This is a genomic window from Streptomyces phaeochromogenes (genome assembly GCF_001418655.1).
Taxonomy (GTDB): domain Bacteria; phylum Actinomycetota; class Actinomycetes; order Streptomycetales; family Streptomycetaceae; genus Streptomyces; species Streptomyces phaeochromogenes.
Map to the genome: position 1 here is coordinate 2,314 of NZ_LIQZ01000487.1, position 235 is coordinate 2,548.

The 235-nt window shown below is 71.5% G+C and carries 1 pseudogene; it reads left to right on the forward strand.

The features are described 5' to 3' along the window. Nucleotides 1-235 (forward strand): annotated as a pseudogene (locus AOK17_RS53005) (MFS transporter); the annotation flags it as partial.

A 235-nucleotide genomic window follows, 5' to 3' on the forward strand; every position in this document is an offset into this window, starting at 1 on the left:
CGGCCTGACCGAGGTGTCGTACACCTCGCATCTGCAGACCCTGCCGAGTCCCCTGCGCACTCACGCCTTCGGGCTCTCCGCCACGGTGGAGAACCTCGGGTTCGGCGTCGGCATGATCGTGGTCGCCGCTGCCCTCGACGTCTTCACGCCGCTGTCGGTCGTCGGCGTCGCGCACGGTGCCGCCATCGTCCTCGCGCTGGTGTACGTGGCCCGGGTGCTGCGGGGGCGGGGAGAG